A 23,631-nucleotide genomic window follows, 5' to 3' on the forward strand; every position below is an offset into this window, starting at 1 on the left:
AGAGCGTGGAGGGTGTACAGCACCAGTCCACAGGAGGACCCCAGTGGCGAAGGCGAAGTTCGAGCGGACTAAGCCGCACGTCAACATCGGCACCATCGGTCACATCGACCACGGTAAGACGACTCTTACCGCGGCGATCACCAAGGTGCTGCACGACGCGTACCCGGACCTGAACGAGGCTTCGGCCTTCGAGAACATCGACAAGGCGCCGGAAGAGCGCCAGCGCGGTATCACCATCTCCATCGCGCACGTCGAGTACCAGACGGAGAACCGTCACTACGCCCACGTTGACTGCCCTGGTCACGCGGACTACATCAAGAACATGATCACCGGTGCCGCTCAGATGGACGGCGCCATCCTCGTGGTCGCCGCCACGGACGGTCCGATGCCGCAGACCAAGGAGCACGTGCTCCTGGCCCGCCAGGTCGGCGTTCCGTACATCGTCGTCGCCCTGAACAAGGCCGACATGGTGGACGACGAGGAGATCATGGAGCTCGTCGAGCTCGAGGTCCGTGAGCTTCTCTCGGAGTACGAGTTCCCGGGCGACGAGGTTCCGGTCGTCAAGGTCTCCGCGCTCAAGGCCCTCGAGGGCGACGAGAAGTGGGGCCAGTCGGTTGTCGAGCTCATGTCGGCCGTCGACGAGGCGATCCCGGCTCCGGAGCGTGACACCGACAAGCCGTTCCTCATGCCCATCGAGGACGTCTTCACCATCACCGGTCGCGGTACGGTCGTCACCGGCCGTATCGAGCGCGGTGTGCTGAAGGTCAACGAGACCGTTGACATCATCGGCATCAAGGAAGACAAGACCACGACCACGGTTACCGGCATCGAGATGTTCCGGAAGCTGCTGGACGAGGGTCAGGCCGGTGAGAACGTCGGTCTGCTGCTCCGCGGCATCAAGCGCGAGGACGTCGAGCGCGGCCAGGTCATCATCAAGCCGGGCTCTGTCACCCCGCACACCGAGTTCGAGGCGCAGGCGTACATCCTGTCGAAGGACGAGGGTGGCCGTCACACCCCGTTCTTCAACAACTACCGCCCGCAGTTCTACTTCCGTACCACCGACGTGACCGGCGTCGTGACCCTCCCCGAGGGCACCGAGATGGTCATGCCGGGCGACAACACCGAGATGAACGTTCAGCTCATCCAGCCCGTCGCCATGGAAGAGGGCCTCAAGTTCGCCATCCGTGAGGGTGGCCGGACCGTGGGCGCCGGCCAGGTCACCAAGATCCTTAAGTGACCTGACGCACGCACGCTGACGCGTCAGCTGACGCGGAACGCGCTGAGAGGGCCCGTACGGCTTTGAGCCGTACGGGCCCTCTTGCGCTTGCGCGCGGTCGTATGATTCCCGAGTCGGCGCGCACCTCTCTGCTGCGGGGGCGCGACCCTTTCTGCCTTCGGGAGCGAACTGTGCTGCGCACCATGCTCAAGTCCAAGATCCACCGCGCGACGGTGACCCAGGCCGACCTCCACTACGTGGGCTCGGTGACGATCGACGCCGCCCTGATGGACGCGGCGGACCTGCTGCCGGGCGAGCTGGTCCACATCGTCGACGTCACGAACGGGGCCCGCCTGGAGACGTACGTCATCGAGGGCGAACGGGGGAGCGGCGTCCTCGGCATCAACGGCGCGGCGGCCCACCTGGTCCACCCGGGGGATCTGGTGATCCTGATCGCTTATGCGCAGGTGGATGACGCGGAGGCGCGGGGGCTGGTGCCGCGGGTGGTGCATGTGGATGCCGCGAACCGGGTGGTGGGGCTGGGGGCTGATGCGGGGGAGCCGGTGCCGGGGGCGGAGGGTTTGGTGCGGTCGCCTCAGTCCGTTCCGGCCAGCTAGAGCGGCTTGCCGGGGCTCTACCCCGAGTTCCCGCAGGGCCTCGTTCAGCCGTGGGGGCGCTGGGGGAACCCCTCTGTCGTCAGTGTGAACCAGTCACCGGACGCGATCGCTATGAGGCCCGCTCCGTAGACGAGCCGGGCCCCAACGATCTCGCCGACCTCGTTGACCTGCTCGATCACTTCCCGGCACGTTCCGAGCGCCGCGGGGGTGGGGCTCGGCAGCGCACGGACGGTCCAGTCCTCGACGGGCCAGCACCATGCCGGTAGCTGCCCTCCACGGACGAGATCGACCTGGAGGGCCCAGTCGGTGCCGGAGCTGAACACCAGCGTGGTTTCCCCGGTCAGCTCGATGACCAGGGCGTCGTCCTGCTCCGGCTCGTAGTAGAGCCTTTTCAGGGACGTCGTCGGGCGAGTGAGGAGGAGACTTCGATACGTCCGGCACGCACTCGGACGTGGTGAACCGGGGGGTCCGGTGCTGCCCCTCATGCGCTCGGCCTCCTCTGCGGGTTCGGGGAAATCCCCCAGGAGATCTCCCAGCCGCTCTCGCTGAAGAACTGCTCCAGTGCGGAGTGATCCTCCACCCAGTAGTCACCGCAGCCTCTCTCGAAGTCCTTGTCATGGGCCATGAGGATCAGGTAGCTGGGTGGAGTGTCCGGGAGCTCATCGACTCTCACGTACTTGCCGGAGTCGAGCCCTGCGGTGATGTGGCCGATCTGGTCGATTCTGATCATGTCAGGGTGCTCGGCTGCCTTCCGCGCCGTGGAATGTTCGCGACTGCGGAGTCAGATGACATCTTGGCGGAGGCGGGTGAAGTCGCTCTCTGCCGTCTCCCTTACCTCCTCAGAGAACTGGGCCAGGGTCGTGTGGTCGAGCGTGTTGTGCCTCGCCCATACAGTCGCCAGGCACATGGCGATTTCGTATTCGGCAATCAGAGAGATCTCGTCGTCCTTCGCCGCCTCCAGGATGGATTCCTCGGCCCTCGGGTCCTTCCAGAAGCGGAGGTCCAGGAGAGCGTCCACTCGCCGGGCGAGTTCCTGTGAGGGGTCATCTGCGATCCTCTTGAGGGACTCGGCGCTCGCATTCCATTCGTTTCGTCCTGCGTCGTGGACGGCCTGAACGAAGAGTGGCGGCGGTGTGTAGCCGTGCTGCTCGATGTAGTGCGCTACCAGAGTTGGCGCCGCATAGGCTTCTCCACTCCTTCCATAGAAGTGGACCTCGCCGTTTCCTACAGGTGCTTCGGCTGGTGTACAGAACTCACACTCGTGGGTCCCCAGCGACAGGCCTCTCGCCTTCTGTGCTTCCCGTCGCAAGATCGTGACGCATGATTCCGGTGCAAGGGGTCCTGATTGAGGGATACCTGTGTCCTTGCCCAACCAGCCGATGTTGAGGTATGGGATCGGGGACTCCTGGTAGGAGTACGGTGAATTATCAGCGTACTCAGCCATTATCGGTCCCTGACTTCCTGTAGATGTCTGTGCCTTCTTCGCGTAGATGAGAGTTTGAGGTGACATGCTGTCGGGTCGTGATCCGATAAGCGGTGCTGCCTCAACAGGCATGGTGCGCTCATCGGTAGGGCGAGCGAGGGATTTGATACGGAGAGATCGTCGGACCCGGATTTCTGCTGTTCTGCTCATGAGATCTGCCCTATGGGTCGCCGCACAGTGACCCCATTCATTACAGGGATGCGGATCGACGGGCTTGCTCGATGGGGCCGGGATCTATCCGAAGCGAATCGTGGGGAACTTCGTACGGTGATTCCCACCAATCAGGGACGAAGCCGTCCGGGAAGTGTTCGTAGGAGTAGCAGGAACTGCACCATTCCCATAGTTTGCCCCGGCCCACGTACTGGCGCCCGCCCAGTTCTTTTGGCCTCTCGTCCTCCTGGAGATACCACCAGTGCAGCGTGGTGCGTCCGCAGACGGGGCATGCGGAGCTTACCTGCACGTGCCCCCAATTGGCGTTGAATGTGCGATTCCATTCACCATAGAGCGCGTTTTCAACCTCATGCCATTGGTCGTTCCGAGTCACCGGTTTCCCTCGATCCAGTCTTGCAGGGCATTCCCTGAACCATACGGCGTCCCGTCCGCCATGGAGTCCGCGTTTCCGTGCACTTCTCCATCGAAGGTTCCGTGCTTCATGTAGTAGCGGGCGTGGGAGAGCTCATGGGCGATCGTGTTCGCCGCCGTAGCGTCATCCCGGACGGCATCCGGTCCGATGCGGATGACGTTTCCGCCGTCGTTGGCACGCGTGACTCCGAGTTGACCCGAAGGAAGGTCCGGATCGTAGATGACGTCGACGTCTCTGCCGGAGCCTCGCAGGTTGATGCCGTACCTCTCGGCCACGTCGCGCAGATATGTGTTCTTGTCCAGGGCGTTGTCGAGTGTGCGCTCTACTTCCGGTTGCCGTACTCCCCGGGCCGCTCGCTCCTCGCCAGGCGCCCTGCAGGGCGACAGACCCAGGGGATCACCAAGAGTGTGGGGTGTGCGGACATAAGCGGCCGGGTTGGGCGCTGCACGCATGCCCAGCGGATCAGGGCTGGCGTACCGGGCCGTTTCCGGGTCGTAGTAGCGGAAGTAGTTGTAGTGGAGGCCTGTTTCCGGGTCGTGGTACTGGCCTGGGAAGCGGAGAGGGGTGTACGTCGTGGCGTCCGTCGGCCAGGTTGTCGTGCCCCAGAGAGTGGTGCGGGCGGTCCAGGCCGTGGTGCCTGTTTCGTCGACCAGCTCTGTCGGGGTGCCGATCAGGTCGGTGACTATCGCGTAGAAGCGGGAGTCGATTTCCTGCTGGGTCGCCTCGTTCGTGAGGCGTTCCGTCTGGGTCAGGGGTGTGAAGCCCTTGTGGTCCCAGGTGAGGGTTACCGGGTGGGGGAGGGCCCCGGATGTTGTTGTTTGCTCGATCAGTCTTGGGCCGTCCCAGGTGAAGTCGACCCGTTCGGCGTCCGACTGCTTCGCTATTCGGCGGCCCAGGGGGTCGTACGCGTAGCGCCATTCCTTGCCGTCCGGGGTGACGACCCTCGTGAGGCGGTCCTCGGCGGTCCATTCGTAGCGCCAGGTGTCCGGCTTCTTCGACAGGCGGCGCTTCTGGCGGAGGGTGACGCGGCCCGACCCGTCGTGTTCGTAGCGGATACCGCCCGCCGTGCGGATGCGCGTGCCCTCGTACGTGCGTGCGCCCCGCGCCTCCGGGGACGCGTGCTCGTCCGGCCAGTGGGCCTCCGTCTGGTTGCCCGCCTCGTCGTACGCGTACCGCTCCGTCCAGCCCCGGGCGTGGACCGCCGTGACGCGGCCGACGGCGTTCAGGTCGTACGTCGTGCGGCCCGTCAGGGAGTCGTCCACCGTCCGCAGGTAGCCGTCCTCGCGGTAGGCGTAGGACCGTTCGTGGAGTGTGCCCTCGTCGCTCAGGGACTGCCGGGTCAGTCTGCCCGCTGGGTCCCAGATGTGGGCGAGGGACAGGCCTTCCTCGCCGATCGTGCGATGCGACTCGCGGCCCGCCTCGTCGTACGCGAAGTCGAGCGTCCGCCCGTTCGACGTCAGGCTCGTGCGGTTGCCCGCCGCGTCGTACTCGTACGTCGTCACCGCGCCCGTCGGCGTCACCCGTCGTGTCTCGCGGCCCAGGGCGTCGTACGTGTGGGTGAGGGCTCGGCCGTTGACCAGTTCCGTCTTTACGCGGCCCAGCTTGTCCCGTTGGTAGCACAACGTGGCCTCGGGGCCGACGGCCTCCACTAGGCGGCCCGCCGGGTCGTAGGCGTACGTCGTCTCCTCGTCCGCCACCTGCTTGCGCGTCGTACGGCCGAGCGTGTCGCGCTCGTAGGCGATCTCCTCGCCTCCTGGGGTGGTCCGCGATGTCAGTTCGCCTGCCGCGTTCAGGGCGTAGCGCTGCTCGCGGCCGTCGAAGTCCGATTCCGCGATCAGGCGGCCCGCCTCGTCGTACCCGTACGACCACGTCAGGCCCTGGGGGTTGTGGACCTCGGTCAGGCGCAGCTCCGCGTCGTACGTGAAGGCGTAGCGGACGCCGTCGGCGCCGGTACGGGCCTCCAGGAGGTCGAAGTGGCCGTACTCGTAGCGGGTCTCGCCGCCCGCCGCGTCCACGTGGCGCGTGCAGTTGCCCTCGCCGTCCCACTCCCAGCGTTCCGTGGCGCCGTTCGGGTCCGTGCGGCGGGCGAGTTTGCCCTCGACCGTCCACTCCAGGGCCGTACGCGCGCCCAAGGGGTCCACCACGGCGACCGGGCGGCCGAAGGCGTTCCGTTCGTACGCCGTCTTCGCGCCCAGGGGGTCCGTCACCTCGACCGGGAGGCCTGCCGCGTCGCAGCTCACTCTCGTCACCGCGCCCAGGGCGTCCGTCACCGTCGTCAGGTGGCCCCGGCCGTCGTACGAGTAGTGAGTCGTGTGGCCCGCCGGGTCCGTGACCGTCGTGCGGTTGCCGTACTCGTCCCACTCCTCGCGCCAGACCGTGCCGTCGGCGGCCGTCGTTGCCACCGGGTTGCCCATCTCGTCACGGACCAACGAGATGCCTGTGCCGTCCGGGCGTACGAGCGTCGCCAAGCGGCCCGTTTCGTCGTACGTATAGCGCGTGACGCGGCCCAGGGCGTCCGTGTGGGTGAGGGGGCGGTTGTGGTCGTCCCTTTCCGTCTTCGTGCGGTGGCCCAGGGGGTCGATTTCGCCGACCATTTGGCCGCGGTCGTTGAAGAGGGTGCGGGTCGACTCGCCCGCCGCGCTTGTCAGGGTGGTGACCCGGTGGCCGGTCGCCTCGTCCACGCCGTCGTAGTCGATACGGACCTGCATGTGGCCCGCGGTGCCGCCCTCGGCGATGACGCGGTCGAGGTTGTCGTAGACGTAGTCGTAGCGGCGGTCGTTGGTGTCCGTCCAGGCGATCACGCGGCGCTCTTCGTCGTACTCGAAGCGGAGCGGTACGCCCGTGGAGTTCGTGACCTCCGTCAGGTTGCCCGACTCGTCGTAGCCGTAGCGCAGGACCTCGCGCGAACCCAGGGACAGGGTCCTTACGCGGTCGCCCTCGACCGTCAGGCGGATCTCGTAGCCGCCACTGTGGACCAGGCGGGACGGGGCGCCGGTCTCCTCGTCGTACTCGAAGGTGACGCTGTTGCCGTTACGGTCGGTGATCTGCTCCAGCACCGCGGTGCCGTCCCCGCCGTCCTCGCCCGTCGGCGGGGGAGCGAAGTGGCGGGTCCAGCCTGTGTCCGGGTCCGTGAGGGTGTAGCCGCCGTCCACCTCGCGGTCCAGGGGCATCCTCGCCGAGCCCGCCGTCGGGTAAGTGGGCAGGCCCGGGGCCGGGTGCGGGAAGGCCAGGAGGCGGCCGTCCTCCGCCACGTACACGACGCCCTCCGCGTCGACGTCCAGGCGCTGGTCCAGCGTCGAGGACCAGGACGGGCCGAACCAACGCCCCTGCCGGTAGCCGGACTCGACTCGGCGCACGAAGGAGAAGGGCAGGGTGCCGGGCAGCGTCAGGTCCGTCTGGGGGAGGTACATCCGTCCCGTGGACAGGTCGACCGGGTCCGTCCCTCCCGACGGGGTCTCCTCGCCCTTCTTGGCCGCGTCGTCCGGGCCCTTCTTCTCCAGGTCGACGCGGGGTTTGGGGACGTCGTCCGCGACGCGTGCGCCCTTCGCGGTCCGTGCCGCCTTCGCGGCCCGCAGCGCGGCCCCCGCGCCTTTGGTACCGGCCAGTTCGGGGATGAGGCGGCCGACGCCCTCCGCGCCGTCCTTCTGGAAGCCGTCCCACATCTGCTTGCCGGTGCCGACCGGGTCGTTGGCCATCCGGACGATGCCCATGTTGGTGGAGGCCAGGTTGGTGGCGTACTCGGCGGGGTGGGTGAGGTTGTAGGGGTCGACCGGGTTCACCGACCGTACGAAGCCGTACGTGCCCGCGACACCCTTGACCACGCCACCGGCCACATGCGTCGCGTCCAGCTTGAGGCCCTCCAGGCCGTCCCCCGCGCGCTCCGCGTAGGAGGGCTTGGGCGGTGCCGCCTCCGCCGCGGCCTTGACCGCCTTCTGGGCGCGTGCTGCGGCCGTGTTGCGCTGGGTGCGGGCCTCGACCAGCTGCTCCTCGGCCTCGTCCTTCTTGTCGTCCTTGTACTTGGCCACCGCCTCGCGGGCCTGGCGCTGCGCCCATTCCACCGTTCCGGCGAAGTCGTCCAGCGCTCCGGCGGCCTTCTCGCAGGCGTCGGCCGCCTTGGTCCACTTCGCGGGCTCCAGGCCGACCTTGTCCCAGAACGCGTCCGCCGCCTTGCCCTTCAGCTTCCCCTCGGGCAGCCGCTTGAGGCCGCGCGCGACCTGGTTGAACGCCTTCTGGAAGTCGGTCAGATGCTCCGACGTCGCGCGCAGCTTGCCGGGGCTGCCGTAGACCAGCCGGTCGGGCTCGTCCGACTCGTCGAGCTGGAGTTCGGCGACGTCCGCGCCGAGCCGGTTGGCCAGGGAGCGGGACTTGTCCCGTACGAAGTCGGCGCCGCCCTGCCAGCCCGCGTCGTCCAGCCGGTCGGCGCCCCAGTTGCCCATCCCCTCGACGCCGTCACCGACGGCCTCCTTGGCGTCCTCGTACTTGTCCTTGACCCCGTCCGGAACCAGGTCACCCCAGCCCATCAGCCCCCCGCCCCCTCGGCTCCCTCCGCCCCCTGCGCCCCTTGCGCCTTCGCGCGTTCCTCCGCCGACGGGCCGAACACACGGTCGCGCTGCGCCTCGATCTCCTCGTCACTGGCGCCGGTGATCTCCTGGGCGGCGTCCGCCCGCACCGCGCCCCAGCCGTCCTCGGTCAGCGCGCGCCCGGTGTCCTTGCCCTCCTGGACGATGTCGTCCTTGGCCTGCCGGAAGGAGTCGGCGGAGTAGTCCGGCGCGTCGGGGGTGAGGATGTCGCCGTAGCTCTGCTTGACGACCTCTTCCTCGCTCGCGTGCGGATTGCCGGAGAACAGGACCGAGTTGGCCGCGATCTTGAGCGTTCCCGACCGGTACTGGTCCTCCTCGTACCCCAGCCCCGCCGACAGCCCCAGCCGCTCCGCCAGCCCGTTCGCGTTCTGGACGAGGGCCCGCACGCCCCACTCCCACTTCTCGCAGAAGTCCTCGAAGTCCCCCGCCAGCCCGGCGTGCCCGGCCTCCATCTGCGTCAGCGACAGCTCCTCGAACCCCGCGCCCTGCAGCGAGTCCGTCGCCGAACTCCCCGACTGCTTGAGCTCGTCGATGGCGCCCTTGAGGCCCTTCTCGACCAGATCGAGCGACTCCTTGTCCCACTCGACCCCGTCGACGCTCTTGCCTCCGCCGCTCACTGCTCATCCCCCTCCGTGACGGCCACCGCGTCCGGCACGATCCCTTTCACCGGCGGGAAGAGCATCGAGCCGTCGTCGTCCGCGACGTTCACGGCCACGCCCGTAGGGCCGTCCTGTGCCGGGACGACGGCATCCAGCAGGCGGGCGCCGAGCACGGCGGCGTACGGCCACTCCACGTCCACCCGCGCCCTGCGCGCGTACGCGTACCGCGCCAGCGCCTCCTCGTCCGTGAACGCCAGGATCCAGCGGACCCCGCCGTACGGCGCCGTCACGATCCCGTCCTCGCCCGACGTCAGCACGAGCACGGCCGTCCGCCGCAGCTCGCCCACCAACGCCCCGGGATCGCCCCGGCCCCCACGCAGCGCCGCTATCTCCTCCGGGAGTCCCATCCCGCCCCCTCAGCATCGGTGGCCCCTCGGATGAAGCCGTCACGTTACCAAACGTGTGTCCGGGTGATCGCTGGGAGTTACGGCCGCGAGGCCCGCTCCAGCTCGCGCTTGAGGTTGCGCAGCGTGCGGTCGATGTTGCGGGCCTGGAACGCGACGAACGTACGGCCGCCGGTGACGGCCCTGTCGAAGACGGCGGCGACGGGGTCGGGCCAGGCGCGGCGGTCGTCCGTCCAGGTCTCCGTCACCTTGGTCCCCTCGCCATGGGGCGCAAGACGGTACTCCCAGGTGGCGATGGGCCCGCGCAGCAGCGGGCGGCGCAGGCCGATCGCGTGGACGCGGAAGGCGAAGCGGCTGCCCGGCTCGGCGGCGGTCACCGTGCAGCGCGTGGTCCAGCGCATGGCGCCGCGCCTGTTGTGGCCGTCGAAGGTCATGCCCGTGAACGCGGTCCCGTCCGCGTCGCCTGGTACGGTCGCCCCCAGGTTCTCCGGGCTCCAGCGGCCCATCCGTGCCGGGCGGCTCACCTCTTCGTAGACCTGTTCCGGCGGTGCCGCGACAAGGACGGTGCGGGAGACCGTGAAGGTGCGGGGCATGGGGAGTACTCCGTTCCTGGGGTCGTACGACCCTACTCGCCGGTAGTACCCGGCCTCCGGCCCGCTCCCGGGTCGGTCGCCGCAGGTGAGCCTCTGGTGTGATAGAGGCCCGATTGGCGATGGCCTTTCCCCTTGTGGCACACTGTCCAGGTTGCTCGGTTGAGTGCCGATGCCGCGCGCCTCCCGCCGGGAGGACTGGAAGCGAGTCCCAGGTATTCGTCGCCCCTCATCAGGGGCGGAAGTACGGGAATCTTCCGGGAAGCGTGGGAGGGGCTTCCAGCCAGGCACCCGGTGGGTCCTCTGCCCCCGAATCCTTCCGTCCGTCGGAGATGTGTCCCTGGTGACGCACGTCCGCGGTGAAGTACGGGAAGGGTCGCGACACGCCCGACCGCGTGGGTCGGAAGTGGAGCGAGGGGACGGAAGCCGTCGGGTTCCAGAGCGTTACGAGAGACAGGACTACGAAGTAGCCATGGCGGGACAGAAGATCCGCATCCGGCTCAAGGCCTACGACCACGAGGTCATCGACAACTCGGCGAAGAAGATCGTCGAGACGGTGACCCGCACTGGCGCGTCGGTCGCTGGCCCGGTGCCGCTGCCCACTGAGAAGAACGTGTACTGCGTCATCAAGTCGCCGCACAAGTACAAGGACTCGCGCGAGCACTTCGAGATGCGCACCCACAAGCGTCTGATCGACATCCTCGACCCGACTCCCAAGACCGTTGACTCGCTGATGCGCCTGGACCTCCCGGCCGGCGTCGACATCGAGATCAAGCTCTGAGGGGTGTCGTAGAGATGACCAAGCAGATCAAGGGCGTCCTGGGCGAGAAGCTCGGCATGACCCAGGTCTGGGACGACAACAACCGCGTTGTCCCCGTGACCGTCGTCAAGGCCGGGCCGAATGTCGTGACCCAGGTCCGCACCGCAGACAAGGACGGCTACGAGGCCGTTCAGATCGCCTTCGGCGAGATCGACCCGCGCAAGGTGAACAAGCCCCTCAAGGGCCACTTCGCCAAGGCCGACGTCACCCCGCGCCGCCACCTGGTGGAACTGCGCACCTCCGGCGCCAGCGAGTACACGCTGGGCCAGGAGATCAGTGCCGACACCTTCGAGGCCGGCATCAAGGTCGACGTGACCGGCAAGTCCAAGGGCAAGGGCTTCGCCGGCGGCATGAAGCGCCACGGCTTCCACGGCGGCAAGGCTTCGCACGGCGCGCACCGCGTGCACCGCAAGCCGGGCGCCATCGGTGGCTGCGCCACCCCGGGCCGGGTCTTCAAGGGCACCCGCATGGCCGGCCGTATGGGCAACGAGCGGGTCACCACCCAGAACCTGACCGTCCACGCCGTTGACGCGGAGAAGGGTCTGCTGCTCATCAAGGGCGCAGTTCCTGGTCCGAACGGCGGCCTCGTCCTGGTCCGTACCGCGGCCAAGGGGGCCTGAAGGTAAATGAGCACCGTTGACATCCTTTCGCCCGCTGGCGAGAAGACCGGGTCCGTCGAGCTCCCCACGGAGATCTTCGACGCGCAGGTCAGCGTTCCGCTGATCCACCAGGTCGTCGTCGCACAGCTGGCCGCGGCCCGTCAGGGCACGCACAAGACGAAGACCCGCGGCGAGGTCCGCGGCGGCGGCAAGAAGCCGTACCGCCAGAAGGGCACCGGCCGCGCCCGTCAGGGTTCGACCCGCGCCCCGCAGTTCGCGGGCGGTGGCGTCGTCCACGGCCCCGTGCCGCGTGACTACTCGCAGCGGACCCCGAAGAAGATGAAGGCCGCCGCCCTGCGCGGTGCCCTCTCCGACCGGGCCCGCCACAGCCGCGTCCACGTCGTCTCCGGCGTGGTCGAGGGCGAGGCTTCCACCAAGGCCGCGAAGACCCTGTTCGGCAAGATCAGCGAGCGCAAGAACGTGCTGCTGGTCGTCGAGCGCGCCGACGAGACCGCCTGGCTTTCCGCGCGCAACCTGCCCCAGGTGCACATCCTGGAGCCGGGCCAGCTCAACACGTACGACGTGCTCGTCTCGGACGACGTGGTCTTCACCCAGGCCGCTCTGGAGTCCTTCGTGTCTGGCCCCCAGAAGGCCGCTGAGACCGAAGGGAGCGAGGCCTGATGGCTACGCGTCACCCGAGCATTGCCTCCAAGGCAGCGAAGGCCGCGAAGGCCGCTCGCGTCGCCAAGGCCGCCCGCCGCGCGGCGGACGGCCCGGGCCCGATCGCGCCCGCCGACCCGAGCAAGACGTTCTCCGACCCGCGCGACCTGCTGATCAAGCCGGTCGTCTCGGAGAAGAGCTACGCGCTGCTGGACGAGAACAAGTACACGTTCATCGTCGACCCGCGTGCCAACAAGACCCAGATCAAGCAGGCCGTCGAAGAGGTCTTCTCGGTCAAGGTCACCGGGGTCAACACGCTCAACCGGCAGGGCAAGCGCAAGCGCACCCGCACCGGTTACGGCAAGCGCGCTGACGCCAAGCGCGCCATCGTGACCCTCGCCGAGGGCGACCGTATCGACATCTTCGGCGGTCCGACCTCCTGACGGAGGTCCGGATCGTCCGGAATCGGACGAGGACTGAGAAATGGGTATCCGCAAGTACAAGCCGACGACCCCGGGCCGTCGTGGCTCCAGCGTCGCCGACTTCGTCGAGGTCACGCGGTCCACGCCGGAGAAGTCGCTGGTCCGCCCGCTGCACAGCAAGGGCGGCCGTAACAACGCCGGTCGTGTGACCGTCCGCCACCAGGGCGGTGGCCACAAGCGCGCCTACCGTGTCATCGACTTCCGTCGGCACGACAAGGACGGCGTGCCCGCCAAGGTCGCGCACATCGAGTACGACCCGAACCGCACCGCGCGCATCGCGCTGCTGCACTACGCCGACGGCGAGAAGCGCTACATTCTCGCGCCGCGCGGCGTCGAGCAGGGCAACCGGATCGAGAACGGCCAGGGCGCCGACATCAAGCCGGGCAACAACCTGCCGCTGCGCTACATCCCGGTCGGTACGACGATCCACGCCGTGGAGCTGAAGCCGGGCGGCGGTGCCAAGTTCGGCCGCTCCGCCGGCACCTCCATCCAGCTCCTGGCGAAGGAGGGCCGCATGGCCCACCTCCGCATGCCCTCCGGCGAGATCCGTCTGGTCGACGTCCGCTGCCGCGCCACTGTGGGCGAGGTCGGCAACGCCGAGCAGTCGAACATCAACTGGGGCAAGGCCGGCCGTATGCGCTGGAAGGGCGTTCGCCCGACCGTCCGCGGTGTGGTCATGAACCCGATCGACCACCCGCACGGTGGTGGTGAGGGTCGTACCTCCGGTGGCCGCCACCCGGTTTCGCCGTGGGGCCAGAAGGAGGGCCGTACTCGCTCGCCGAAGAAGGCCAGCAACAAGTACATCGTCCGCCGCCGCAAGACGAACAAGAAGCGCTAGGAGCGGGTTTAGATGCCGCGCAGTCTCAAGAAGGGGCCCTTCGTCGACGACCACCTGGGCAAGAAGGTGGATGCACAGAACGACGCGGGCACCAAGAACGTCATCAAGACCTGGTCTCGCCGCTCGATGATCGTCCCGGCCATGCTCGGCCACACGATCGCGGTGCACGACGGCCGCAAGCACGTCCCGGTGTTCGTCACCGAGTCGATGGTCGGCCACAAGCTCGGCGAGTTCGCGCCGACCCGCACCTTCCGCGGCCACGTCAAGGACGACCGCAAGTCGCGTCGTCGCTGATGAGCGGGGTGTGAAGACTATGACTGACACCGAAGGGACAACCATGGAAGCCAGGGCCTCAGCGCGCTATGTGCGCGTCACGCCCATGAAGGCCCGCCGGGTGGTGGACCTCGTTCGTGGCATGGACGCCACGGAGGCTCAGGCGGTCCTGCGTTTCGCCCCGCAGGCCGCGAGTGTGCCGGTGGGCAAGGTGCTGGACAGCGCCATCGCCAACGCCGCGCACAACTACGACCACACCGACGCCGACAGCCTCTTCATCTCCGAGGCATACGTCGACGAGGGCCCGACCCTGAAGCGGTTCCGTCCGCGCGCCCAGGGCCGCGCCTACCGGATCCGTAAGCGGACGAGCCACATCACCGTGGTCGTGAGCAGCAAGGAAGGAACCCGGTAATGGGCCAGAAGGTAAACCCGCACGGGTTCCGGCTCGGCATCACCACCGACTTCAAGTCGCGCTGGTACGCCGACAAGCTGTACAAGGACTACGTCAAGGAAGACGTCGCGATCCGTCGCATGCTCACGCAGGGCATGGAGCGGGCCGGCATCTCCAAGGTCGAGATCGAGCGCACCCGTGACCGCGTCCGCGTGGACGTCCACACGGCGCGCCCGGGCATCGTCATCGGCCGCCGCGGCGCCGAGGCCGACCGTCTCCGGGGCAACCTGGAGAAGCTCACCGGCAAGCAGATCCAGTTCAACATCCTCGAGGTGAAGAACCCCGAGACGGACGCGCAGCTCGTGGCCCAGGCGGTCGCCGAGCAGCTCTCCTCCCGGGTCTCCTTCCGCCGCGCCATGCGTAAGAGCATGCAGACGGCGATGAAGGCCGGTGCCAAGGGCATCAAGATCCAGTGCGGTGGCCGTCTCGGCGGCGCCGAGATGTCCCGCTCGGAGTTCTACCGCGAGGGCCGCGTGCCCCTGCACACGCTCCGTGCGAACGTCGACTACGGCTTCTTCGAGGCCCGTACGACCTTCGGCCGCATCGGCGTGAAGGTCTGGATCTACAAGGGCGACGTCAAGAACATCGCCGAGGTCCGCGCCGAGAACGCCGCGGCCCGCGCGGGCAACCGCCCGTCGCGCGGTGGCGGCGGCAACGACCGCCCCCGTCGTGGTGGCGAGCGTGGCGGCCGCGGGCGCAAGCCGCAGCAGAGCAACCAGGGCGCTGCCGCCTCCGAGGCCCCCAAGGCCGAGGCCGCCGCTCCCGCCGCTGCTCCGGCTGCTGAGAGCACCGGAACGGAGGCCTGACCGACATGCTGATCCCTCGCAGGGTCAAGCACCGCAAGCAGCACCACCCCAAGCGCAAGGGCATGGCGAAGGGTGGCACCGAGGTCGCTTTCGGTGAGTACGGCATCCAGGCCGTGACCGGCGCCTACGTGACGAACCGGCAGATCGAGGCAGCTCGTATCTCCATGACCCGTCACATCAAGCGTGGTGGCAAGGTCTGGATCAACATCTACCCGGACCGCCCGCTGACGAAGAAGCCCGCCGAGACCCGCATGGGTTCCGGTAAGGGTTCGCCGGAGTGGTGGATCGCGAACGTCAAGCCCGGTCGCGTGATGTTCGAACTGTCCTACCCGAACGAGAAGGTTGCTAAAGAGGCGCTCATCCGTGCAGCGCACAAGCTTCCGATGAAGTGCCGCATTGTGCGGCGCGAGGCAGGTGACGCGTGATGGCGGCCGGAACCAAGGCGTCCGAGCTGCGCGAGCTGGGCAACGAGGAGCTCGTTGGCAAGCTCCGCGAGGCCAAGGAAGAGCTGTTCAACCTCCGCTTCCAGGCGGCGACCGGGCAGCTTGAGAACCACGGCCGGCTGAAGGCCGTCCGCAAGGACATCGCCCGGATCTACACCCTGATGCGTGAGCGCGAGCTGGGCATCGAGACGGTGGAGAGCGCCTGATGAGCGAGACGAATGTGACTGAGAAGACTGAGCAGGCGCGCGGCTTCCGCAAGACCCGTGAGGGTCTGGTCGTCAGCGACAAGATGGACAAGACCGTCGTCGTCGCAGTCGAGGACCGTGTGAAGCACGCGCTGTACGGCAAGGTCATCCGCCGTACGAACAAGCTCAAGGCGCACGACGAGCAGAACGCTGCCGGCGTCGGCGACCGCGTCCTCCTGATGGAGACCCGGCCGCTGTCCGCCACCAAGCGCTGGCGCATCGTCGAGATCCTCGAGAAGGCCAAGTAATTCCTGGGGCCGGTCCAGGCCCCAGGTTCGTTCCGCCAGGCTCGCCGGGGTGTCTCTCCTCGTAGGAGGGGCCACCCCGGCGGGAACCGGCAGACATACAGGAGATAGACGTGATCCAGCAGGAGTCTCGGCTTCGCGTCGCCGACAACACGGGTGCGAAGGAAATTCTCACCATCCGTGTGCTCGGCGGCTCGGGCCGGCGCTACGCGGGCATCGGTGACGTCGTCGTCGCTACCGTCAAGGACGCGATCCCGGGCGGGAACGTGAAGAAGGGCGACATCGTCAAGGCGGTCATCGTGCGCACCGTGAAGGAGCGCCGCCGCCCCGACGGCTCGTACATCCGCTTCGACGAGAACGCGGCCGTCATCCTCAAGAACGATGGCGACCCCCGCGGCACCCGTATCTTCGGCCCCGTGGGCCGTGAGCTGCGCGAGAAGAAGTTCATGAAGATCATCTCGCTCGCGCCGGAGGTGCTGTAACCGATGAAGATCAAGAAGGGTGACCTGGTCCAGGTCATCACCGGCAAGGACAAGGGCAAGCAGGGCAAGGTCATCGTGGCCTACCCCCGCGAGGACCGCGTCCTGGTCGAGGGTGTCAACCGGGTCAAGAAGCACACCAAGGCCGGCCAGACCGCTCGTGGTTCCAAGACCGGCGGCATCGTGACGACCGAAGCTCCCGTTCACGTGAGCAACGTTCAGCTCGTCGTGGAGAAGGACGGCAACAAGGTCGTCACCCGTGTCGGCTACCGCTTCGATGACGACGGCAACAAGATCCGCGTTGCCAAGCGGACCGGTGAGGACATCTGATGACTGCCACCACTGAGGCCCCGCGCCTGAAGCAGCGCTACCGCGCCGAGATCCAGGGCAAGCTGCACGAGGAGTTCTCGTACGAGAACGTCATGCAGATCCCCGGTCTGACCAAGATCGTGGTCAACATGGGTGTGGGCGACGCCGCCCGCGACTCCAAGCTGATCGAGGGTGCCATCAAGGACCTCACCACGATCACCGGTCAGAAGCCGGCCGTGACCAAGGCCCGCAAGTCCATCGCGCAGTTCAAGCTGCGTGAGGGCCAGCCGATCGGTGCCCACGTGACCCTGCGTGGCGACCGGATGTGGGAGTTCCTGGACCGCCTGCTGTCGCTCGCGCTGCCGCGCATCCGCGACTTCCGCGGTCTGTCGCCGAAGCAGTTCGACGGCCGGGGCAACTACACGTTCGGTCTCACGGAGCAGGTCATGTTCCACGAGATCGACCAGGACAAGATCGACCGGGTCCGGGGCATGGACATCACCGTGGTCACCACGGCGACCAACGACGACGAGGGCCGCGCCCTGCTTCGTCACCTCGGCTTCCCGTTCAAGGAGAACTGACCATGGCGAAGAAGGCTCTGATCTCCAAGGCCGGCCGCAAGCCGAAGTTCGCCGTGCGTGCGTACACGCGCTGCCAGCGTTGTGGCCGTCCGCACTCCGTCTACCGCAAGTTCGGCCTGTGCCGCGTGTGCCTCCGTGAGATGGCGCACCGTGGCGAGCTGCCGGGCGTGACCAAGAGCTCCTGGTAATCCCCTTCGGGATGAACCAGGACTCTCGGTAAGCTGCAAAGTCGCTTACTACGCCGTAGGTCCCCCGCACCGCACCCGTCCCGTCGCCCGCCAGGGCGGACGGGGAGAAGGACGGAGCACACAGGGAAACCCCGGCGAGAGAGGCCGAAGGCCATCACATGACCATGACCGATCCGATCGCAGACATGCTCACGCGTCTGCGAAACGCGAACTCGGCGTACCACGACACCGTCGTGATGCCCCACAGCAAGATCAAGTCGCACATCGCGGAGATCCTCCAGCAGGAGGGTTACATCACCGGGTGGAAGACCGAAGACGCCAAGGTCGGCAAGAGCCTCGTCCTTGAGCTGAAGTTCGGCCCGAACCGCGAGCGTTCGATCGCGGGCATCAAGCGGATCTCCAAGCCGGGTCTGCGGGTCTACGCAAAGTCCACCAACCTGCCGAAGGTGCTCGGCGGCCTGGGCGTGGCGATCATCTCCACCTCCCACGGTCTGCTCACCGGCCAGCAGGCGCAGAAGAAGGGCGTGGGTGGGGAAGTCCTCGCCTACGTCTGGTAACGGAAGGGAACGGAGGAAACAGCTATGTCGCGCATTGGCAAGCTCCCCATCACGGTTCCCGCCGGTGTGGACGTCACCATCGATGGCCAGACGGTCGCGGTGAAGGGGCCCAAGGGCTCCCTCTCGCACACCGTTGCCGCGCCCATCGAGATCGCCAAGGACGAGGACGGCGTCATCGCCGTCACGCGTCCCAACGATGAGAGCCGGAACAAGGCCCTGCACGGTCTGTCCCGCACGCTGGTGGCGAACATGATCACTGGCGTGACCAACGGGTTCAGCAAGGACCTCGAAATCAGCGGTGTCGGTTACCGCGTCCAGGCCAAGGGCTCCGACCTGGAGTTCTCCCTGGGCTACAGCCACCCGATCCTGATCAAGGCGCCGGAAGGCATCTCGTTCAAGGTCGAGTCGCCGACCAAGTTCTCGGTCGAGGGCATCGACAAGCAGCAGGTCGGCGAGGTCGCCGCGAACATCCGCAAGCTGCGGAAGCCCGACCCGTACAAGGCCAAGGGCGTGAAGTACGCGGGCGAGACCATCCGCCGCAAGGTCGGAAAGGCTGGTAAGTAAGCCATGGCATACGGCGTGAAGATCGCTAAGGGCGACGCCTACAAGCGCGCCGCCGCCAAGCGCCGTCACATTCGCATCCGCAAGAAGGTCTCGGGCACGCCCGAGCGCCCCCGTCTTGTGGTGACGCGCACCAACCGCGGCATCACCGCCCAGGTGATCGACGACCTCGCGGGCCACACGCTGGCCTCGGCGTCGCACCTGGACGGCACCATCCGCGGCGGCGAGGGCGGCAAGAGCGACCAGGCCAAGCAGGTCGGCGCGCTGGTCGCCGAGCGTGCGAAGGCCGCGGGTGTCGAGGCTGTCGTGTTCGACCGCGGTGGCAACAAGTACGCAGGGCGGATTGCCGCTCTGGCCGACGCCGCCCGCGAGGCCGGGCTCAAGTTCTGAGCACGGTCCTGCAAGCGGACGTTTAACGAGAGAGGTAATTCCAATGGCTGGACCCCAGCGCCGCGGTGGCGGCGCCGGTGGCGGCGAGCGGCGGGACCGTAAGGGCCGGGACGGCGGCGCTGCCGCCGAGAAGACCGCGTACGTTGAGCGCGTTGTCGCGATCAACCGTGTCGCCAAGGTTGTGAAGGGTGGTCGTCGCTTCAGCTTCACCGCGCTGGTCGTGGTGGGCGACGGTGACGGCACCGTGGGTGTCGGTTACGGCAAGGCCAAGGAGGTGCCGGCCGCCATCGCCAAGGGCGTTGAGGAGGCCAAGAAGCACTTCTTCAAGGTCCCGCGTATCCAGGGCACCATTCCGCACCCGATCACGGGTGAGGAGGCCGCGGGTGTCGTGCTGCTCAAGCCGGCTTCGCCGGGTACCGGTGTGATCGCCGGTGGTCCCGTGCGCGCCGTGCTGGAGTGCGCCGGCATTCACGACGTGCTGAGCAAGTCGCTCGGCTCCTCGAACCCGATCAACATCGTGCACGCCACGGTGGGTGCTCTCCGCGGGCTTCAGCGCCCGGAGGAGATCGCCGCCCGTCGTGGCCTGCCGCTGGAGGACGTGGCTCCCGCCGCTCTGCTGCGGGCGCGTGCCGGGGTGAGCGCGTAATGGCTCGCCTGAAGATCACGCAGACCAAGTCCGTCATCGGGACGAAGCAGAACCACCGTGACACGCTGCGGACCCTGGGTCTCAAGCGCGTCAACGACGTGGCCGTACGCGAGGCCAGCGACGTCGTTCGCGGGCAGGTGCACACCGTGCGCCACCTCGTGACGGTCGAGGAGGTCGACTGAGATGGCGGATGAGAAGCCGCTGAAGGTCCACAACCTCCGTCCTGCCCCCGGCGCCAAGACCGCCAAGACCCGTGTGGGTCGCGGCGAGGCGTCCAAGGGCAAGACCGCGGGTCGTGGCACCAAGGGCACGAAGGCCCGCTACCAGGTCCCGGAGCGCTTCGAGGGTGGGCAGATGCCGCTGCACATGCGGCTGCCCAAGCTCAAGGGCTTCAACAACCCCGCCCACAAGCAGTTCCAGGTCGTGAACCTGGAGAAGCTGGCCGCGCTCTACCCGCAGGGTGGCGAGGTCACGGTGGCCGACCTGGTCGCCAAGGGCGCCGTTCGTAAGAACGAACTCGTCAAGGTGCTCGGCGCGGGTGACATCTCCGTGGCGCTGACGGTGACCGTCGACAAGGTCTCCGGCTCCGCCAAGGAGAAGATCACCGCCGCCGGCGGCACCGTCACCGAACTCCTCTGAGTTCGTTGGCTGGGTGACGAAGCGACCGGGGATGTCCCAATGGGACATCCCCGGTCGGTCGTTCCACGGCTGGTCGTTTCTAGGGCGGTGCAGTCGCCGGTAAGGTGGCGGGCACCGTTAATTCTGTCGATCCTCAAGACCGTCACCTCTCGCGTAGCGAACGCGGGGGGCGCAGGAGGCACCGTGCTCACCGCGTTCGCCCGGGCGTTCCAGACGCCCGACCTGCGCAAGAAGCTGCTCTTCACGCTCGGAATCATGGTGCTCTTCCGTATCGGAGCCCACGTTCCCGTGCCGGGTGTCAGTTACGAGAACGTCCAGGCGTGCATGGACGAGGCGAAGGGCTCGCAGGGGCTCTTCGGCCTGGTCAACATGTTCAGCGGCGGCGCGCTGCTTCAGATCACGATCTTCGCGCTGGGGATCATGCCGTACATCACGGCGAGCATCATCCTCCAGCTGCTGGTCGTGGTCATCCCGCGCCTTGAGGCCCTGAAGAAGGAGGGCCAGGCCGGGCAGGCGAAGATCACGCAGTACACCCGTTATCTGACTGTCGCGCTCGCGATCCTCCAGGCCACCGGCCTGGTCGCCACCGCGCGCAGCGGCTCACTCTTCCAGAACTGTTCCGTCGCCAGCGAAATCGTCCCGAACCAGGGGATCTTCACCACGATCACCATGGTCATCACGATGACCGCGGGCACCGCGCTCATCATGTGGCTGGGCGAGCTGGTCACCGACCGGGGCATCGGCAACGGCATGTCGATCCTCATGTTCGTCTCGATCGCGGCCGGGTTCCCGGGCGCCCTGTGGTCCATCAAGAAGCAGGGCAAGCTCGCGGACGGCTGGATCGAGTTCGGCGCCGTCATCCTCTGCGGCCTGGCGATGGTCGCCCTCGTCGTCTTCGTCGAGCAGGCCCAGCGCCGCATTCCGGTCCAGTACGCGAAGCGCATGATCGGCCGCCGGAGCTACGGCGGGACCTCGACCTACATTCCGCTGAAGGTCAATCAGGCGGGTGTGATTCCCGTCATCTTCGCGTCCTCGCTGCTCTACATTCCCGCGCTCATCGTGCAGTTCAGCGGCTCTCAAGCGGGCTGGGCACAGTGGATTCAAGCGCACTTTGTCAAGGGCGATCACCCGATCTACATCGTCACGTACTTCCTGCTGATTGTCTTTTTCGCCTTCTTCTATGTGGCTATCTCCTTCAACCCCGAAGAGGTTGCCGACAACATGAAGAAGTATGGTGGCTTCATCCCGGGCATCCGTGCGGGCCGTCCCACCGCGGAGTACCTGAGCTACGTGCTGAATCGGATCACGTGGCCCGGCTCTCTGTACCTGGGTCTGATCGCGCTGGTGCCGACCGTCGCGCTGATCATGTTCAACGCCAACCAGAACTTCCCGTTCGGCGGGACGAGCATTCTGATCATCGTCGGCGTGGGACTTGAGACCGTGAAGCAGATCGAGAGCCAGCTTCAGCAGCGTCATTACGAAGGGTTCCTCCGCTGATGCGTATCGTCCTCGTCGGACCGCCCGGTGCGGGCAAGGGAACGCAGGCGTCATTCCTCGCCGAGAACCTGTCGATTCCTCACATCTCGACGGGTGACCTCTTCCGCGCCAACATCAGCCAGGGCACGCCGCTGGGCCAGCAGGCCCAGGAATACATGCGCGCCGGGCAGCTCGTGCCGGACGAGGTCACGATCGGGATGGCCGAGAGCCGTATGGAAGAGGAGGACGCCGTCGACGGCTTCCTGCTCGACGGCTTCCCGCGCAACATCGCGCAGGCCGAGGCGCTGGACAGCTACCTGGACGAGAAGAGCCAGAAGCTGGACGCCGTCCTGGACCTGGAGGTCCCCGAGGACGAGGTCGTCAAGCGGATCGCCGGACGGCGCATCTGCCGCAGCGACAGCAGCCACGTCTTCCACGTCGAGTACAGCCCCCCGAAGAAGGAGGGCGTGTGCGACGCGTGCGGCGGCGAGCTGTACCAGCGCGACGACGACCGCGAGGAGACGGTGCGCAAGCGGCTCGCCGTCTACCACAGCGAGACCGAGCCGATCATCGACCACTACAAGTCGCAGGGGCTCGTTACCACGATCTCCGCGCTGGGCGAGGTCGGCGAGGTGACCGAGCGCGCGATGCGGGCGCTCGGCCGCGGATAGTCCCCAGTACGAGGTGGTGAAAGGGCCGGACCAGGAGTCCGGCCCTTTCGCTTGCTGGCAGACTTGAAGCAGTGGCCCCTGAGGCAGTACTGACAGCTCCCGGAAGTTGAGGAAGGCGGCATCCGCCATGGTGGAGATCAAGACCCCCGAGCAGATCGCGAAGATGCGCGAGGCGGGGCTGGTGGTCGCTGCCATGCACAAGGCGTGCGCCGAGGCCGCCGTCCCGGGCGCGACGACCAAGGACCTCGACGAGGTCGCGGCCAAGGTCCTGGCCGACCACGGGGCCAAGCCGAATTTCCTCGGCTACGGCGGCTTCCCCGGCAACATCTGCACCTCGGTCAACGATGTCGTCGTCCACGGCATCCCGGACCGCGAGACCGTCCTCAAGGCGGGCGACCTGCTCTCCATCGACGCGGGCGCGATCATCGACGGCTGGCACGGCGACGCGGCCCTGACCGTCTTCGTGGGGGAGGGGCACTCGGCGGAGCTGCACGAGCTGAGCCGGGTGACCGAGGAGTCCATGTGGGCCGGCATCGCCGCGATGCGCAAGGGCAACCGCCTGGTGGACGTCTCCAAGGCCATCGAGGGCTACATCCGCCGCCAGCCCCGCCCGGCCTCCGGCAAGTACGGGATCATCGAGGACTACGGCGGCCACGGCATCGGCTCGCAGATGCACATGGACCCCCACCTGCTGAACTACGTCGAGCGGCGGCGCGGCCGCGGCCCCAAGCTGGTCCCGGGCATGTGCCTGGCCATCGAGCCGATGGTGAGCCTCGGCACGGCGAAGACGCACGTCCTCTCGGACGACTGGACCGTGAAGACGAACGACGGCACCTGGTCCTCCCACTGGGAGCACTCCGTCGCGATCACGGAGGAGGGTCCGCTGGTCCTGACGTCGCCGGACGCGGGGAAGGCGAAGCTGGCCGAGCTGGGTGTGACCGCGGCGCCGGATCCGCAGGCCTGAACCTGATCCGGGTCCGCCGGACGGAGTCCGGCGCAGCGGCGCGAAGCTTGTGAGGCGCCTCCCGCTGGTGCTGACGTCGCCGGACGCGGGGAAGGCGAAGCTGGCCGAGCTGGGCGTCGTCGTCGCTCCCGATCCGCAGGCGTAACGATCACGGCCGAGGGGGATAATCCCTGGATTCGTCTTTCCGTGGGCCGTGACGTAGACTGGCTCGTCGGCCCAGGTGTACCCGTATGCCT

At 67.4% G+C, this 23,631-nt stretch carries 33 protein-coding genes; 26 read left to right on the forward strand and 7 right to left on the reverse strand.

The window, feature by feature from the left end; translation table 11 throughout:
• Positions 1–43: 43 nt before the first annotated feature.
• Positions 44–1,237, forward strand: coding sequence for an elongation factor Tu (gene tuf, locus ACGF3A_RS00910; protein WP_393724420.1), 1,194 nt, complete (start codon positions 44–46; stop codon positions 1,235–1,237).
• A gap of 170 nt (positions 1,238–1,407) precedes the next feature.
• On the forward strand, positions 1,408–1,833 hold the full coding sequence (gene panD, locus ACGF3A_RS00915) for an aspartate 1-decarboxylase (protein ID WP_393724422.1): 426 nt from the start codon (positions 1,408–1,410) through the stop codon (positions 1,831–1,833).
• Positions 1,834–1,877: 44 nt separating this feature from the next.
• Here panD and ACGF3A_RS00920 read toward each other — a convergent pair whose 3' ends face one another.
• From ACGF3A_RS00920 to ACGF3A_RS00950, 7 genes are all read right to left on the reverse strand, one after another.
• Positions 1,878–2,318, reverse strand: a complete 441-nt coding sequence (locus ACGF3A_RS00920) for a hypothetical protein (RefSeq protein WP_393724424.1) — start codon at positions 2,316–2,318, stop codon at positions 1,878–1,880.
• Entirely contained in the window at positions 2,315–2,563 is a 249-nt protein-coding gene (locus tag ACGF3A_RS00925; RefSeq protein ID WP_393724426.1) for a hypothetical protein, read from the reverse strand. Before ACGF3A_RS00925 ends, ACGF3A_RS00920 begins: the two co-directional genes overlap by 4 nt.
• 51 nt (positions 2,564–2,614) lie before the next feature.
• Entirely contained in the window at positions 2,615–3,388 is a 774-nt protein-coding gene (locus ACGF3A_RS00930; RefSeq protein WP_393724428.1) for a hypothetical protein, read from the reverse strand.
• A 468-nt stretch (positions 3,389–3,856) separates the two neighbouring features.
• Positions 3,857–8,419, reverse strand: coding sequence for a putative T7SS-secreted protein (locus tag ACGF3A_RS00935; protein ID WP_393724430.1), 4,563 nt, complete (start codon positions 8,417–8,419; stop codon positions 3,857–3,859).
• The gene (locus ACGF3A_RS00940) at positions 8,419–9,096 is read right to left on the reverse strand and encodes a hypothetical protein (RefSeq protein WP_393724431.1); all 678 of its coding nucleotides are present in this window, start codon (positions 9,094–9,096) and stop codon (positions 8,419–8,421) included. The genes ACGF3A_RS00935 and ACGF3A_RS00940 overlap by 1 nt, the downstream gene beginning before the upstream one ends.
• Positions 9,093–9,485 carry an SseB family protein gene (locus ACGF3A_RS00945; protein WP_393724433.1) on the reverse strand — a complete coding sequence of 131 codons (393 nt, stop codon included), beginning with the start codon at positions 9,483–9,485 and terminating at the stop codon, positions 9,093–9,095. Before ACGF3A_RS00945 ends, ACGF3A_RS00940 begins: the two co-directional genes overlap by 4 nt.
• Before the next feature lie 77 nt (positions 9,486–9,562).
• Complete coding sequence (locus ACGF3A_RS00950; RefSeq protein ID WP_393724435.1) at positions 9,563–10,075, reverse strand: SRPBCC family protein; 513 nt, start codon at positions 10,073–10,075, stop codon at positions 9,563–9,565.
• Positions 10,076–10,544: 469 nt separating this feature from the next.
• Between ACGF3A_RS00950 and rpsJ the strand changes: the two genes are divergently transcribed.
• The 24 genes from rpsJ to map all read left to right on the forward strand — a co-directional run bounded on the left by rpsJ (position 10,545) and on the right by map (position 23,395).
• Positions 10,545–10,853, forward strand: a complete 309-nt coding sequence (rpsJ, locus tag ACGF3A_RS00955) for a 30S ribosomal protein S10 (protein WP_016473429.1) — start codon at positions 10,545–10,547, stop codon at positions 10,851–10,853.
• A 14-nt stretch (positions 10,854–10,867) separates the two neighbouring features.
• Positions 10,868–11,512, forward strand: a complete 645-nt coding sequence (rplC, locus tag ACGF3A_RS00960; RefSeq protein WP_393724438.1) for a 50S ribosomal protein L3 — start codon at positions 10,868–10,870, stop codon at positions 11,510–11,512.
• Positions 11,513–11,518: 6 nt separating this feature from the next.
• Complete coding sequence (rplD, locus tag ACGF3A_RS00965) at positions 11,519–12,172, forward strand: 50S ribosomal protein L4 (protein WP_393724440.1); 654 nt, start codon at positions 11,519–11,521, stop codon at positions 12,170–12,172.
• A complete protein-coding gene (gene rplW, locus ACGF3A_RS00970; protein WP_393724442.1) occupies positions 12,172–12,594 on the forward strand; it encodes a 50S ribosomal protein L23 in 423 nt (140 codons plus the stop codon). The genes rplD and rplW overlap by 1 nt, the downstream gene beginning before the upstream one ends.
• A 40-nt stretch (positions 12,595–12,634) precedes the next feature.
• Entirely contained in the window at positions 12,635–13,471 is an 837-nt protein-coding gene (rplB, locus tag ACGF3A_RS00975; RefSeq protein WP_393724444.1) for a 50S ribosomal protein L2, read from the forward strand.
• Between the two features lie 12 nt (positions 13,472–13,483).
• On the forward strand, positions 13,484–13,765 hold the full coding sequence (gene rpsS, locus ACGF3A_RS00980) for a 30S ribosomal protein S19 (RefSeq protein WP_344528153.1): 282 nt from the start codon (positions 13,484–13,486) through the stop codon (positions 13,763–13,765).
• 43 nt (positions 13,766–13,808) lie between these two features.
• Positions 13,809–14,156, forward strand: coding sequence for a 50S ribosomal protein L22 (gene rplV / locus ACGF3A_RS00985; RefSeq protein WP_393727076.1), 348 nt, complete (start codon positions 13,809–13,811; stop codon positions 14,154–14,156).
• Positions 14,156–15,001, forward strand: a complete 846-nt coding sequence (rpsC, locus tag ACGF3A_RS00990) for a 30S ribosomal protein S3 (protein WP_393724446.1) — start codon at positions 14,156–14,158, stop codon at positions 14,999–15,001. Before rplV ends, rpsC begins: the two co-directional genes overlap by 1 nt.
• A 5-nt stretch (positions 15,002–15,006) precedes the next feature.
• Positions 15,007–15,426 (forward strand): 50S ribosomal protein L16, encoded by a 420-nt coding sequence (gene rplP, locus ACGF3A_RS00995; RefSeq protein WP_274040322.1) that lies wholly within the window; start codon positions 15,007–15,009, stop codon positions 15,424–15,426.
• Positions 15,426–15,650, forward strand: coding sequence for a 50S ribosomal protein L29 (rpmC, locus tag ACGF3A_RS01000; protein ID WP_023531026.1), 225 nt, complete (start codon positions 15,426–15,428; stop codon positions 15,648–15,650). Before rplP ends, rpmC begins: the two co-directional genes overlap by 1 nt.
• Positions 15,650–15,937 (forward strand): 30S ribosomal protein S17, encoded by a 288-nt coding sequence (gene rpsQ, locus ACGF3A_RS01005; protein WP_393724449.1) that lies wholly within the window; start codon positions 15,650–15,652, stop codon positions 15,935–15,937. Before rpmC ends, rpsQ begins: the two co-directional genes overlap by 1 nt.
• Positions 15,938–16,047: 110 nt before the next feature.
• The gene (gene rplN / locus ACGF3A_RS01010; RefSeq protein WP_019354942.1) at positions 16,048–16,416 is read left to right on the forward strand and encodes a 50S ribosomal protein L14; all 369 of its coding nucleotides are present in this window, start codon (positions 16,048–16,050) and stop codon (positions 16,414–16,416) included.
• A gap of 3 nt (positions 16,417–16,419) precedes the next feature.
• Positions 16,420–16,743, forward strand: a complete 324-nt coding sequence (rplX, locus tag ACGF3A_RS01015) for a 50S ribosomal protein L24 (RefSeq protein ID WP_070008924.1) — start codon at positions 16,420–16,422, stop codon at positions 16,741–16,743.
• Positions 16,743–17,303 (forward strand): 50S ribosomal protein L5, encoded by a 561-nt coding sequence (rplE, locus tag ACGF3A_RS01020; protein ID WP_393724451.1) that lies wholly within the window; start codon positions 16,743–16,745, stop codon positions 17,301–17,303. The genes rplX and rplE overlap by 1 nt, the downstream gene beginning before the upstream one ends.
• 2 nt (positions 17,304–17,305) lie before the next feature.
• Complete coding sequence (locus tag ACGF3A_RS01025) at positions 17,306–17,491, forward strand: type Z 30S ribosomal protein S14 (protein ID WP_326688570.1); 186 nt, start codon at positions 17,306–17,308, stop codon at positions 17,489–17,491.
• Positions 17,492–17,649: 158 nt separating this feature from the next.
• Complete coding sequence (rpsH, locus tag ACGF3A_RS01030) at positions 17,650–18,048, forward strand: 30S ribosomal protein S8 (RefSeq protein ID WP_274040317.1); 399 nt, start codon at positions 17,650–17,652, stop codon at positions 18,046–18,048.
• Between the two features lie 24 nt (positions 18,049–18,072).
• Positions 18,073–18,612 carry a 50S ribosomal protein L6 gene (gene rplF, locus ACGF3A_RS01035; RefSeq protein WP_393724454.1) on the forward strand — a complete coding sequence of 180 codons (540 nt, stop codon included), beginning with the start codon at positions 18,073–18,075 and terminating at the stop codon, positions 18,610–18,612.
• A 3-nt stretch (positions 18,613–18,615) separates the two neighbouring features.
• Positions 18,616–18,999, forward strand: coding sequence for a 50S ribosomal protein L18 (rplR, locus tag ACGF3A_RS01040; protein ID WP_393724456.1), 384 nt, complete (start codon positions 18,616–18,618; stop codon positions 18,997–18,999).
• A gap of 43 nt (positions 19,000–19,042) precedes the next feature.
• Positions 19,043–19,645, forward strand: a complete 603-nt coding sequence (rpsE, locus tag ACGF3A_RS01045; RefSeq protein ID WP_344528130.1) for a 30S ribosomal protein S5 — start codon at positions 19,043–19,045, stop codon at positions 19,643–19,645.
• The gene (gene rpmD, locus ACGF3A_RS01050; protein WP_344528128.1) at positions 19,645–19,827 is read left to right on the forward strand and encodes a 50S ribosomal protein L30; all 183 of its coding nucleotides are present in this window, start codon (positions 19,645–19,647) and stop codon (positions 19,825–19,827) included. The genes rpsE and rpmD overlap by 1 nt, the downstream gene beginning before the upstream one ends.
• A 1-nt stretch (position 19,828) precedes the next feature.
• Positions 19,829–20,284: a 50S ribosomal protein L15 gene (gene rplO, locus ACGF3A_RS01055; protein ID WP_393724459.1), complete on the forward strand. Its 456-nt coding sequence runs from the start codon at positions 19,829–19,831 to the stop codon at positions 20,282–20,284.
• A 183-nt stretch (positions 20,285–20,467) separates the two neighbouring features.
• On the forward strand, positions 20,468–21,781 hold the full coding sequence (gene secY, locus ACGF3A_RS01060; protein WP_393724460.1) for a preprotein translocase subunit SecY: 1,314 nt from the start codon (positions 20,468–20,470) through the stop codon (positions 21,779–21,781).
• The gene (locus ACGF3A_RS01065) at positions 21,781–22,431 is read left to right on the forward strand and encodes an adenylate kinase (protein ID WP_393724462.1); all 651 of its coding nucleotides are present in this window, start codon (positions 21,781–21,783) and stop codon (positions 22,429–22,431) included. The genes secY and ACGF3A_RS01065 overlap by 1 nt, the downstream gene beginning before the upstream one ends.
• A gap of 127 nt (positions 22,432–22,558) precedes the next feature.
• Positions 22,559–23,395 carry a type I methionyl aminopeptidase gene (gene map, locus ACGF3A_RS01070; RefSeq protein ID WP_393724464.1) on the forward strand — a complete coding sequence of 279 codons (837 nt, stop codon included), beginning with the start codon at positions 22,559–22,561 and terminating at the stop codon, positions 23,393–23,395.
• Positions 23,396–23,631: the final 236 nt, after the last annotated feature.

This window comes from Streptomyces sp. NPDC048172 (assembly GCF_043202595.1).
GTDB lineage: Bacteria > Actinomycetota > Actinomycetes > Streptomycetales > Streptomycetaceae > Streptomyces.